The organism is Pseudobutyrivibrio xylanivorans, assembly GCF_010906925.1.
Lineage (GTDB): Bacteria > Bacillota > Clostridia > Lachnospirales > Lachnospiraceae > Pseudobutyrivibrio.
Window position 1 is genome coordinate 753,392 of the sequence record NZ_VTVE01000001.1, and the last position, 12,470, is coordinate 765,861.

Below are 12,470 nucleotides of genomic sequence, written 5' to 3' on the forward strand. Positions count from 1 at the left end.
AAGCAAAGCTTACAATAAAAAACTCCAAGGTTGACGGGACCTTGGAGTAAGTATTTTAAATATTATTAAGCAAGTGTGTTAACAAGCTTTGTAAGACGAGATACCTTACGGCTTACAGTGTTGTCATGATAAACACCCTTTGAACCAGCCATCTCGATAACCTTGATAGCAGCCTTAAGCTCAGACTCAGCAAGTGCCTTATCCTTAGCTTCTACAGCAGCCTCAACACGCTTAACGTATGTCTTAACCTCAGATTTGATAGCTTTGTTTCTCTCTGTCTTAACAGCTGTAACTAATACACGCTTCTTTGCAGACTTGATATTTGCCATGTGTTGCTACACCTCCAATTTTTATGAATTAAATAATTTACAATAAATTGCGCTGTAGCCGGACACGGACAGTTCAACGCATACTCGAATATAATAGATAATTAAGTGGGGTTTGTCAATAGATAAACCATATTTTATTGAAGAAATCCCTAAAATATAATAATGCAACCACTGGTTGACAAATTGAAAAGTAAGGTTTCTAGTGGACAGCAAAGACATTTTATATGATAATCTTCGCAAAGACAAATACTTTGCAAAAATCTTTATACATAGAAAGGGAAAATATGATTTTAGCAGAAAAGATTATCGACGAAAGAAAAAAGCAGGGCTGGTCTCAGGAAGAGCTTGCAGAAAAGCTAGATGTATCAAGACAATCTGTTTCTAAATGGGAAGGCGGCCTTAGTACTCCTGAAGTTGAAAAGATTGTAAAGATGGCAGAGTTATTTGGTGTTTCTACAGATTACTTATTAAATAGTAATGTTGAAAAAGAAACCGTAAATAATGTGTACGAGCAAAAGCCATTATATGTTGTTTCATTAAAAGAAGCTACAGAGTTCTTAAGCGTTAGGGCTGATGTATTGAAAAAAATTGCACTTGCTTGTTCAATATGTGTAACAAGCCCAATAATTCCTCTTATTGTTGTAGGCGGTTCATATTTTAATGCTTTGGACCTACCATTAGTAGGTGCAGTTGCTATCGCAATTATATTTTTAGCTATTCATGTATCATTGGCGGTTATGATTTTTATTCGACAGGGATTGAAATTAGAAGATTATCATTACCTATTTAAGGAGAAGTTTGTAATTGAAGAAGGCGTAGAAAAAATGGTAAAAGAAAAGCTTTCTCAGCTAAGAAATAGTGGAATTGCTGCTTTGTGTGGAGGAATTATACTTTGCATTCTCTCGGCTGTGCCAGTGGTCATGGGAGCGCTTCTTCAAGTGAGCAACTTTGTTTTATTATGCCTTATTTCAGTGCTCTTATTTGTGCTCTCAATTTCTATTTATCTTTTTGCTGGAGTATGCGGCGGATGTGTTTCTTACAGAGCCTTTCTTCATAATAAGAGTAAGTAGAGGAGAATAAATAATGATTTTAATGATTATGACAAAAATAATGCTTTTACCATTAAAAATCCTTGTTGGCGCAAGAGTTATAGTAACGATTATTAAAATATTTCTATCGATTTTATAAATTACTTGTCCAACAAGAATTGAGAAAGTACCTGATTGCTGACGTCTATTCCAATATCTGTGAGGAATAGGCGTCCTTCTTTTGCATCCATAAAGCCCTGATTCTTAAGGGCGGTGATGATTGGTCCATAAATTGCCTCAATATCGATTCCAAACATCTGGTAGAAATCTGACCTTGTAACACCTTCAATTTTACGAAGACCAAGGAACATAAACTCCTCCATGGCATCTTTCTTAGAAAGGACTTCTTCTGAGGCATAGTAAGGAGAGGTGTGTTCAGATGGGACATTTTTGCCGGCGGCTATGGCTTCTGATATTTCACAGTACTTATAAATGTCACGGATGTTGTCGGTTCTGACATTATCAAATAAAGAGGCAGAACCAAGGCCAAGGCCTAAGTATGGAACACGGTCCCAATAACCTACGTTGTGGCGGCAGATCTTACCATTTCTGGCATAATTGGAAATCTCATAGCGCTTGTAGCCCTTATTCTCCAAATATTCCATTGTAAATTTATAAAGGCGATAAGATTCTTCGTCAGTAGGAAGCTCCTCAGTAGGCATGCCAGCCTGCTGTTTAACTGCGTCGAATTTGTACTTATCGTAGAAAGGGGTGCCCTTTTCAATGATAAGAGAGTATGCAGAAATATGCTCAGGACGAAGCATAGTTACTGAGCTAAGAGTCTTTTCTAGCTTTTCTATGGTCTGATGTGGAAGGCCTGTCATAATGTCCACATTTACATTGTCAAAGCCAGCCTTTCTAACCAAGTCAAAGGTGTGTAAAAAGCGATTGTAATCGTGAATACGACCTAGTTCCTTAAGCTCATCATCGTTGGCAGACTGAAGGCCAATGCTAAGTCGATTAATGCCGATAGAACGATATACATTAAGCTTTTCAGATGAGAGCGTACCTGGGTTGCATTCAACGGAAATCTCAGCAAGAGGATCGATTTTAAAAGACTGCTTGACGGTAGTGATGATTGCATCCATCAAATCCTCGGAAAGCCATGACGGTGTGCCGCCACCGATATAAATGGTAGAAACAATACAACCAGGATGTTTAGCTGAAACATATTTTATTTCATTACAAAGAGCAGCGACATAACGTCGCTGCATTTTTTCATCAAAGACTCCAGAAAGGAAGTCGCAATATAAACATTTTTTCACACAAAAAGGTATATGAATATACAGTTCGATAGGAGTCATATTAGTCCTCATCCAATTTAAGAACGCTCATGAAGGCTGCCTGTGGAATCTCTACATTGCCAACCTGACGCATTCGTTTTTTACCTTCTTTTTGCTTTTCAAGAAGCTTTTTCTTTCGAGAAATATCACCACCGTAGCACTTGGCAAGAACGTCCTTACGCATAGCCTTAACTGTTTCACGGGCGATAACCTTTGAACCAACAGCTGCCTGAATAGGAATCTCAAACAAGTGACGTGGAATTTCATCCTTGAGCTTCTCACACATTTTACGACCACGCTCATAAGCTGTGCCAGAGAATACGATGAATGAAAGGGCATCCACTTCTTCTTTATTGATAAGAATATCAAGCTTAACAAGCTCTGACTTCATGTAACCCTTCATCTCATAATCAAATGATGCGTAACCGCGGGAACGGCTCTTAAGAGCATCAAAGAAATCGTAAATGATTTCGTTAAGTGGAAGAGTGTATTTAATAAGAGCTCGTGTTTCTTCAATATATTCCATGCTGATGTACTGACCACGACGCTCCTGGCATAAATCCATGATTGCGCCGATGAAATCAGAAGTAACCATGATTTCGGCCTCAACAATAGGCTCTTCCATATAGTCGATTTCAGATGGATCAGGCAAATTGCTAGGATTTGTAAGCTCAATCATTGTGCCATCAGTTTTATGAACACGATAGACTACAGATGGAGCTGTAGTAACAAGGTCAAGATTGTACTCACGCTCAAGTCTCTCCTGAATAATCTCTAAATGTAAAAGTCCTAGAAATCCACATCTAAAACCAAAACCAAGAGCAACAGATGTCTCTGGCTCAAACTGAAGAGCAGCATCATTGAGCTGAAGCTTCTCTAAAGCATCTCTTAAATCAGGGTATTTAGCACCATCTGCTGGGTACAAACCACAGTAAACCATAGGATTTACTTTTTTGTAACCAGGAAGTGGCTCTGGAGCTGGCTTATTAACGTGAGTGATAGTATCACCTACACGTGTATCTCTAACATTTTTAATGGAAGCAGTCATGTAACCAACCATTCCTGCTGGAAGTTCATCGCAAGGAATAAATTGGCCTGCGCCAAAATAACCGACCTCTACTACATCAAACTCAGCGCCTGTTGCCATCATGCGGACCTTGTCGCCTACCTTGAGGGTGCCTTCCTTTACTCGACAGAAAACAATAACGCCCTTGTATGGGTCATATAAGGAGTCGAAGATAAGTGCCTGAAGAGGTGCATTTACATCGCCCTTTGGAGCAGGAAGCTGATTGACAATTGCCTCTAAAACATCGTGGATATTAAGACCAGTTTTAGCAGAAATCTGTGGTGCATCCTGAGCCTCAAGTCCGATAACATCCTCAATTTCTTCAATGACGCGCTGTGGGTCAGCAGAAGGCAAATCTATTTTGTTGATTACAGGAATAACATCAAGGTCATGATCGAGAGCCAGATAAACATTGGCAAGAGTCTGTGCCTCGATTCCCTGTGCTGCATCAACAACAAGAATAGCCCCATCGCATGCTGCAAGGGAGCGAGAAACTTCATAATTAAAATCTACATGTCCTGGAGTGTCGATAAGATTGAAGATGTACTCCTGACCGTCATCAGCCTTGTATATAATACGAACAGCTTGGGACTTGATTGTGATACCACGCTCACGCTCAAGATCCATATTATCAAGAACCTGCGCCTGCATCTCACGATCTGTCAAAGTTCCTGTCATCTGTATAATACGATCAGCAAGAGTAGATTTACCGTGATCGATATGTGCTACAATACAAAAATTTCTTATTTTACTCTGATCCATAAATTACCTCTATAAAAAATACTGAATTTATCTTACCAAAGGATTAGAAAAATAACAATTTTAAAATGATATTCTCAAGTAAGATGGCATAACAAGAATTGAAAAGCGGATAGCAAGAATTCAATAGCGAATATATTCCGGAATTGTTACATTCAACTCTGGACGTGCAATAAGTACGAAATAAATTGTTGGAGGTTATGGAATAATGAAAAAGAGATTATCGCACATTATGTGTGTAGGGCTGGCAATATGTATGATTTTTACATTAGCTGCGCCAATTACAGTACGTGCTGAGGAAAATTACGATGCTTACAGTACTACAGAAGCTGAGGATGCACATTATCTATATGATTGTCAGGTGAAAACAGAGGATGATACAACTTATCTTGCCATGAAGCCGAATGACACATTTTCTGATTACTATTGCCTTGATAGAGGGTATAAGAGCTTTGAGCTCACCTATAGAGCAAAAACTCCTACATCTTTAACAGCTCGCATCTATCGTGAAGGAGGCCCTAGCTTCATGTATATCCTCCTTGAGCCAACTGATGGAAAATTTGTAACAAAGACATATGAAATTAAATATCCAAGAGATAGATATTACTATGACCTTACTTTTTCATGTGGTAGAGCTGACTTAGAAATTGATTCCTATAGATTTATTGCTTCAGATGAAGAGAATGTGGACGAGAATGTAGAGGAAACAGAAGATACTCCAGTAAGTCAGGCTGCCTCAGAAGAAAAGGGCAACACTATCAAATGCGATGTGAATAAGTGGAGCAATGGCGGTTCTGCAAATGTTGTTATTACTAATGAATCTAATAATACATCAGAAGGCTGGAAAGTTAAGGTTAAAAAAGGTGACTTTGAAATAGACTGTTTCTGGAGTGCAAACATGGTAGAGGAAGATGACTATTATATCTTTACGCCATGTGATTGGAATAAATCTATTTGCCCAGGAGATTCAGTCCAGTTTGGATTTAATATCAGTGGAAACTTTGGCGATTCCATAGATTACACATTAGAATAGTAATAAGCCAAAATAAAGCGCGTAGGATGTTTCCTACGCGTTTATTTTTTTGACTGAAATTCAACGTTTCCTATCTGGAAATTTATCATAGAATTCCTTTTTATCTTTATACATGCGCTCATCTGCATAATGCATAGCCTTTCTAAGACTGCCTCCTTTTGCATCATAATATGTACCGATAGCAAAATATAACCAATCTGGATCACAGGCTTTCTCTCGTAGTAAATTGATTTTTGCTTCAAATTCTTCCTGGGTACTGTGAAGAGAGATGATAGTAAACTCGTCACCTCCAGCGCGATATATTTGATCGCCTACAAACACTTCCTTCAATAAAATAGCAGCCTCTTTTAGTAATTTATCACCTGAACCGTGGCCCTGTTCATCATTAATATTCTTAAGGCCATTAAGGTCACAGAATGCCACGCTAAATGGTTGTGGGTTGAGCTTTAATTTTAGAGAAAGTTCATCCACATTTATGTTCATGCAGTTTCTGTTTAAGACTCCTGTTAAAATGTCTACGTTGCTAAGATATTCAAGCTTTTCCATAAATATATGATTAGCAATTTCTGCAGTAAGGAAGAAAGAAACCAGTTCTATAGCTTCTTTGATTTTTACTACATTATCACTGTTGAAATCAGTTAAATACAGGTAGCCAATAATTTCTCCCTGATGTATGAAAGGTACAAGAGCAAGGGTGTGAACATCGTTTTCACGCATATGTTTCACCCAATCAGGAGCTTTCTTTTCAAGGGCAGCCATATCATGGTCATCCTTCACAATAATGATGTTAGTTTCAGAAAGAGCGGCCTCCCATGTTAGGAACATTTTAAAAGGAGTAGAAGAGAAAAGCTCTTTAATGGTGTAATCTCTTTTTTCACGCATGGATTCGCTAATGATTTCCCGGGATTTCTGTTCCTTATCTATAGTTAAAATACATGCGGCAAAAGAATCGGTATATTCTCTTAAGTCATTAGTGACTTTATTCATACTTGAATAGAATTCGGTCTCATCTCTAAGCTCTAAGCAAGTTTTTAATACAAAGCTTGAAACGTCAGGTGATACTGCAGCATATTTTCCAGCGTCTAAATCTTTGTTTAGTGTATAAAGAAACAGACAGTAAGAAATATTATCTGGATGATGACATTCTACAGGAAGCAAGATATCCTCGGTCCAATAACCGTACAGTTTTCTGGTATCTACATATGTGTGAATATGCTCGCCTTTCCATGCTGCTCTAAAGCAGATTTCCTCAAAATTAGGTTCCTTTGGAAGATTCACAGTATATAGCTGTCCTTCAATTAATGTGTGTACATTATCGTAATCAATATTTACGCTAGTATCATTAGTTTCTATAAACATGTCGTAATAGCCCCTTTTGAAGGCTTCATTGATTGCAAAAAAACGCACATCACCACAAGAGCCATCTGTGTTTTTTTCCACTGAGAAGACAGCTCCCGGAAGAGTGAAGCTATTAACCATTGTTTTTAACTGAGTGTAAACACCTGATTCCATAAAACAATCCTTTTGCGCTGGTTAATGGGCATCGGCAAATCACTACAATAAATATTAATAAAAAAATGTGCCATTATTGTGAAATGGGGTAATGAAAAATCCTTTTATATTAAAGAAATAAAGGATTTATAAAAAAAGTCTAAAGTCGGTTGACAAACCTTTTATGTAGGTGTAAATTAACATCAGAAAATGATTAGCACTCCATTGAGATGAGTGCTAACAAGAAAAGTATTTAAATTATTGATTACTAATTTCTTCTTGAAGTGAGGTGAATGTATGGCTGATACAGAGCTTGATGAGAGAAAAGTTAAGATTTTAAATGCAATTATCAAAAACTATCTGGAGACGGGTGAGCCGGTTGGTTCCCGTACCATTTCAAAATATACTGATTTGAATCTCAGTTCCGCTACTATTAGAAATGAGATGTCGGATTTAGAGGATTTAGGTTATATAGTTCAGCCTCATACATCCGCAGGTCGTATTCCTTCTGATAAGGGCTACAGATTCTATGTTAACAATCTGATTGCTTCAAAAGATAAGGAAGTTTCAGATATGAAGGAATGGATGATAGAGCGAGAGGAGAAAATGGAGACACTCCTTAAGAATGTGGCAAAGGTACTAGCTACAAACACTCAGTATGCTACATTGGTTTCTGCTCCATCAGTTATTTCAAATAGATTAAAGTTTATCCAGCTTTCAGCTGTTGATGAGAATCAATTGCTTTCAGTAGTTGTCATGGATGGCAACATAGTTAAGAACAAAATCATTAATGTGGACAAGCCACTTGATAATGAGACATTACTTAAGCTTAATATGCTTTTAAATACTAATTTAAATGGACTTTCGATTGACCAGATTAATTTGGCAGTTATTTCTAAGCTTAAGGAGCAGGCTGGTATTCACGATGAGATTATCTCTCAGGTTCTTGATACAGTAGCTGAGACAATTACTCAGGATGAGGATTTACAGGTATATACTTCCGGTGCTACCAATATTTTTAAGTACCCTGAGTTATCTGATTCTAAGAAGGCATCAGAACTTCTTGATACATTTGAGGAAAAACAGTCTTTGATTGAGCTCCTTACTGATAAGTCATCTGATGAGGAGACAGGCATCCAAGTATACATCGGTGATGAGAGCCCAATTTCCACTATGAAGGACTGTTCGATTGTTACAGCAACATATGAGCTTGGTGATGGTGTTAAGGGTACTATTGGTATCGTAGGTCCTAAGCGAATGGATTATGAGAATGTTGTTGATAATATAAAGAGCCTTAAGGGGCAGCTTGATAAGCTCCTGAAAAAAGAAGGCAAAGATACATGATAGATATAAGGAGAAATAATAGTGGCAGAGAATAAAGAAAAAATGGAAGAGTTCTCTACAGAAGAAGCAGTTAAAGAAGCTGTGGAAAATGCTGAAGAGATGACCGAAGAAGCCGCTCCTGAAGCAGAGGCACAAGAAGCCGAAGCTAAGGATGATAAGGATTCAAAAAAAAGCTTAAAGAAAAAAGAAAAGAAAAAAGATAAGAGAGACGAGCAGATTGAGCAGCTTAATGACAAGGTAATGCGTCAGATGGCTGAGTTTGAAAATTTCAGACGTAGAACTGAAATTGAGAAGTCTCAGATGTTTGCAACAGGTGCTAAGAGCATCGTAGAAAAGATTCTCCCTGTAGTAGACAATTTCGAAAGAGGTCTTGCTACAGTTGAGGAAGGAGCAGATCCATTTGCAGATGGAATGCTTATGATATACAAGCAATTACTTACAACACTTGATGAGGTTGGTGTTAAGCCAATCGAGGCTGTAGGTCAGGAATTCAATCCAGACTTCCACAATGCAGTAATGCACGTTGAGGATGAGGAAGTTGGCGAGAACATCGTAGTGGAGGAATTCCAGAAAGGTTACATGTATAACGACACTGTAGTTCGTCATTCAATGGTTAAGGTTGCGAACTAAAATGTTTTTATGAGTCGAGCAAATCGACAATCAAATTAAGAAAGACTTAATTAGTAAGATTTATTAAGTAGGAGGATATAAATCATGGGAAAGATTATTGGTATCGATTTAGGAACAACTAACAGCTGCGTTGCTGTTATGGAAGGTGGTAAGCCAACTGTTATCGCAAATACAGAGGGCGCTAGAACAACACCATCTATCGTTGCATTTACAAAGACAGGTGAGAGACTTGTTGGTGAGCCTGCAAAGCGTCAGGCAGTTACAAACGCTGAGAAGACAATTTCTTCTATCAAGAGAGATATGGGTACAGATAATGGCCGTATCATCGATGATAAGAAGTATAGCCCACAGCAGATTTCAGCTATGATTCTTCAGAAGCTCAAGAGCGATGCTGAGAGCTACTTAAATGAAAAGGTTACAGAGGCTGTTATTACAGTTCCTGCTTACTTTAACGATGCTCAGCGTCAGGCTACAAAGGACGCTGGTAAGATTGCAGGTCTTGATGTAAAGCGTATCATCAACGAGCCTACAGCAGCTGCACTTGCTTATGGTCTTGATAATGAGCAGGAGCAGAAGATTATGGTATATGACCTTGGTGGTGGTACATTTGATGTATCTATTATTGAGATTGGTGATGGAGTTATCGAAGTTCTTGCTACAGCTGGTAACAACAGACTTGGTGGTGATGATTTCGATCAGAAGATTACAGATTGGATGCTTGCTGAATTTAAGGCAGCTGAAGGCGTAGATCTTTCAACAGATAAGATGGCTCTTCAGAGACTTAAGGAAGCAGCTGAGAAGGCTAAGAAGGAGCTTTCATCTGCTACAACTACAAACATCAACCTTCCATTCATCACAGCTACAGCTGAGGGTCCAAAGCACTTTGATATGAACCTTACACGTGCTAAGTTTGATGAGTTAACACACGATTTAGTAGAAGCTACAGCAGGTCCTGTAAACCAGGCACTTAAGGATGCAGGTCTTAACGCTTCAGAGCTTTCAAAGGTACTTCTTGTTGGTGGTTCTACAAGAATCCCAGCAGTTCAGGATAAGGTAAAGGCTCTTACAGGTCATGAGCCAAGCAAGACACTTAACCCAGATGAGTGCGTAGCTATCGGTGCTTCTATCCAGGGTGGTAAGCTCGCTGGCGATGCTGGTGCAGGCGATATCCTTCTTCTTGATGTAACACCACTTTCACTTTCAATTGAGACAATGGGTGGTATTGCAACTCGTCTTATCGAGAGAAATACAACAATTCCTACAAAGAAGAGTCAGGTATTCTCTACAGCAGCTGATAATCAGACAGCAGTTGATATTAATGTAGTACAGGGTGAGAGACAGTTCGCTAAGGACAATAAGTCACTTGGACAGTTCAGACTCGATGGTATCCCACCAGCAATGAGAGGTGTACCACAGATCGAGGTTACATTTGATATTGATGCTAACGGTATTGTAAACGTATCTGCTAAGGATTTAGGTACAGGTAAGGAGCAGCACATCACAATTACAGCTGGTTCTAACATGTCTGATGATGATATCGAGAAGGCTGTTAAGGAAGCAGCTGAATTCGAGGCACAGGATAAGAAGCGTAAAGAGGCTGTAGATACAAGAAACGACCTTGAGAGCTTCGTATTCCAGACAAAGAAGGCTCTTGATGAAGTAGGCGACAAGATTGATGCAGCTGATAAGTCCGCAGTTGATGCTGATATCGAGGCAGCTCAGAAGCTTCTTGATCAGTATCAGACTCCAGAAGAGATGAGCGATTCACAGATTGGTGAACTTAAGGCAGCCCAGGAGAAGCTTACAGAGTCAGCACAGAAGGTATTTGCTAAGATGTATGAGCAGGCTCAGGCAGCTCAGGGAGCAGCAGGTGCAGGCCCAGATATGAGCCAGTTCACAGGAGCAGGCGCTGGTGCAGCAACAGATTCAAATCCAGCAGATGATGTTGTAGATGCAGATTTTAAGGAAGTTTAGAATTGAATAATTCATCAGAATTATACAATTCGTATTTGGCATGATTTTCGAAACTTGATTTTGAAAAACATGTCCAACGAAGTTGGATTAAAGAGCACATTTCCGAAGTGTGCTCTTTAACCGTATGTAGATTATTTAAAGGATACTATTATGGCAGAACAGAAAAGAGATTACTATGAAGTACTTGGAGTTTCCAAGACTGCTTCAGACAGTGAGCTAAAAAGTGCATATAGAAAGCTTGCAAAGAAATATCACCCAGATATGAATCCAGGGGATGCTGAAGCTGAGAAGAAATTCAAAGAGGCTTCAGAAGCATATGCAATTCTTTCGGATGCAGATAAGAGAAGACAGTACGATCAGTTTGGTCACGCAGCATTTGAAAATGGCGGCGGTGGAGCTGGCGGATTTGATTTCTCTGGTATGGATTTCGGCGATATCTTTGGCGATATTTTTGGCAGCTTCTTTGGAGGCGGTGGAAGAGCTACTTCTAATGGACCTATGCGCGGCGCTAATCTTAGAGCTGCAGTTCATATTACATTTGAAGAGGCAGCATTTGGTTGCGATAAGCAGATTGAGATTACATTAAAAGAAGAGTGTGCTGCATGTCACGGTAGTGGCGCTAAGCCTGGCACATCTAAGAGAACATGTTCAAAGTGTGGTGGTAAGGGTCGTGTAATGATGACTCAGCAGTCACTTTTTGGAATGGTTCAAAATGTTACAACTTGTCCTGATTGTCATGGTACAGGTGAGGTTATCGATACTCCATGTCCAGATTGTAATGGAACTGGTTATGTGGCACGAAAGAAGAAGATTTCTGTTTCTATTCCTGCTGGTATTGATAATGGTCAGAGTGTTCGCATTCGTGAAAAGGGTGAGCCAGGAAGAAACGGTGGCCCTAGAGGTGACTTGCTTGTAGAGGTTATTGTTGCAAATCATCCTATTTTCCAGCGTAGAGACTATGATATCTACTCATCAGCTCCTATTTCATTTGCTCAGGCAGCACTTGGTGGAGAGGTTATTATCGATACTCTCGATGGCAAGGTTTCATACGAGGTGAAGCCAGGAACACAGACTGATACTACAATCAGGCTGAGAGGTAAGGGTGTTCCTTCTCTTAGAAACAAGAACATGCGTGGAGATCACTATGTTACACTTGTTGTTCAAGTTCCAACAGGACTTTCAAAAGAAGCTAAGGAAGCTCTTAGAAAGTTTGATGAGCTTACAGGTAACACAACAGTAGGTGGTCCTAAGACTGTTAAGGCTGAAAAGAAAAAGCGTGGCTTTGCAGATAAAATAAAAGATACAATCAATGATTTATAATTCTCTAAAATGTTTCCAAGAGTTTTCTCTTGGAAACTTTTTAATTTGAAAAGAAATATTTAGGAAATCGCTTATTAAGTAAAAAATATGCCATTATTCAGATACAAATAATTCCATGCTTAAAATACCATAATGATAAAATTGATAATATTA

Annotated in this window: 10 protein-coding genes; 6 read left to right on the top strand and 4 right to left on the bottom strand. The window is 38.9% G+C overall.

Annotated features, from left to right (window positions below):
• Positions 1–65: 65 nt before the first annotated feature.
• Entirely contained in the window at positions 66–329 is a 264-nt protein-coding gene (gene rpsT / locus F0Q01_RS03530) for a 30S ribosomal protein S20 (RefSeq protein ID WP_090486315.1), read from the bottom strand.
• Between the two features lie 284 nt (positions 330–613).
• On the opposite strand from rpsT, the gene F0Q01_RS03535 reads away from it, so the two are divergent.
• On the top strand, positions 614–1,399 hold the full coding sequence (locus tag F0Q01_RS03535) for a helix-turn-helix domain-containing protein (RefSeq protein ID WP_163927132.1): 786 nt from the start codon (positions 614–616) through the stop codon (positions 1,397–1,399).
• A gap of 119 nt (positions 1,400–1,518) precedes the next feature.
• On the opposite strand, the gene hemW is transcribed toward F0Q01_RS03535, so the two are convergent.
• Together hemW and lepA are read right to left on the bottom strand one after the other, a co-directional pair.
• On the bottom strand, positions 1,519–2,721 hold the full coding sequence (gene hemW / locus F0Q01_RS03540) for a radical SAM family heme chaperone HemW (protein ID WP_090486321.1): 1,203 nt from the start codon (positions 2,719–2,721) through the stop codon (positions 1,519–1,521).
• A 1-nt stretch (position 2,722) separates the two neighbouring features.
• Entirely contained in the window at positions 2,723–4,528 is a 1,806-nt protein-coding gene (lepA, locus tag F0Q01_RS03545; RefSeq protein WP_090150635.1) for a translation elongation factor 4, read from the bottom strand.
• Between the two features lie 205 nt (positions 4,529–4,733).
• Here lepA and F0Q01_RS03550 point away from each other — a divergent pair, with 205 nt between their 5' ends.
• On the top strand, positions 4,734–5,558 hold the full coding sequence (locus tag F0Q01_RS03550; protein WP_090486324.1) for a cellulose binding domain-containing protein: 825 nt from the start codon (positions 4,734–4,736) through the stop codon (positions 5,556–5,558).
• A 60-nt stretch (positions 5,559–5,618) separates the two neighbouring features.
• Here F0Q01_RS03550 and F0Q01_RS03555 read toward each other — a convergent pair whose 3' ends face one another.
• The gene (locus F0Q01_RS03555; RefSeq protein WP_090486327.1) at positions 5,619–7,070 is read right to left on the bottom strand and encodes a GGDEF domain-containing protein; all 1,452 of its coding nucleotides are present in this window, start codon (positions 7,068–7,070) and stop codon (positions 5,619–5,621) included.
• Between the two features lie 276 nt (positions 7,071–7,346).
• Here F0Q01_RS03555 and hrcA point away from each other — a divergent pair, with 276 nt between their 5' ends.
• From hrcA to dnaJ, 4 genes are all read left to right on the top strand, one after another.
• The gene (gene hrcA, locus F0Q01_RS03560) at positions 7,347–8,393 is read left to right on the top strand and encodes a heat-inducible transcriptional repressor HrcA (RefSeq protein WP_090150643.1); all 1,047 of its coding nucleotides are present in this window, start codon (positions 7,347–7,349) and stop codon (positions 8,391–8,393) included.
• A 42-nt stretch (positions 8,394–8,435) separates the two neighbouring features.
• On the top strand, positions 8,436–9,023 hold the full coding sequence (gene grpE, locus F0Q01_RS03565; RefSeq protein ID WP_090487603.1) for a nucleotide exchange factor GrpE: 588 nt from the start codon (positions 8,436–8,438) through the stop codon (positions 9,021–9,023).
• Between the two features lie 84 nt (positions 9,024–9,107).
• The gene (dnaK, locus tag F0Q01_RS03570; RefSeq protein WP_090150645.1) at positions 9,108–10,997 is read left to right on the top strand and encodes a molecular chaperone DnaK; all 1,890 of its coding nucleotides are present in this window, start codon (positions 9,108–9,110) and stop codon (positions 10,995–10,997) included.
• Between the two features lie 150 nt (positions 10,998–11,147).
• The gene (dnaJ, locus tag F0Q01_RS03575; RefSeq protein WP_090486330.1) at positions 11,148–12,317 is read left to right on the top strand and encodes a molecular chaperone DnaJ; all 1,170 of its coding nucleotides are present in this window, start codon (positions 11,148–11,150) and stop codon (positions 12,315–12,317) included.
• The last annotated feature ends 153 nt before the right edge of the window (positions 12,318–12,470 follow it).

Bases quoted from the DNA above. Each gene is read 5' to 3' on its own strand.
- rpsT (WP_090486315.1), bottom strand. From the start codon at position 329: ATGGCAAATATCAAGTCTGCAAAGAAGCGTGTATTAGTTACAGCTGTT.
- F0Q01_RS03535 (WP_163927132.1), top strand. From the start codon at position 614: ATGATTTTAGCAGAAAAGATTATCGACGAAAGAAAAAAGCAGGGCTGG.
- hemW (WP_090486321.1), bottom strand. From the start codon at position 2,721: ATGACTCCTATCGAACTGTATATTCATATACCTTTTTGTGTGAAAAAA.
- lepA (WP_090150635.1), bottom strand. From the start codon at position 4,528: ATGGATCAGAGTAAAATAAGAAATTTTTGTATTGTAGCACATATCGAT.
- F0Q01_RS03550 (WP_090486324.1), top strand. From the start codon at position 4,734: ATGAAAAAGAGATTATCGCACATTATGTGTGTAGGGCTGGCAATATGT.
- F0Q01_RS03555 (WP_090486327.1), bottom strand. From the start codon at position 7,070: ATGGAATCAGGTGTTTACACTCAGTTAAAAACAATGGTTAATAGCTTC.
- hrcA (WP_090150643.1), top strand. From the start codon at position 7,347: ATGGCTGATACAGAGCTTGATGAGAGAAAAGTTAAGATTTTAAATGCA.
- grpE (WP_090487603.1), top strand. From the start codon at position 8,436: ATGGAAGAGTTCTCTACAGAAGAAGCAGTTAAAGAAGCTGTGGAAAAT.
- dnaK (WP_090150645.1), top strand. From the start codon at position 9,108: ATGGGAAAGATTATTGGTATCGATTTAGGAACAACTAACAGCTGCGTT.
- dnaJ (WP_090486330.1), top strand. From the start codon at position 11,148: ATGGCAGAACAGAAAAGAGATTACTATGAAGTACTTGGAGTTTCCAAG.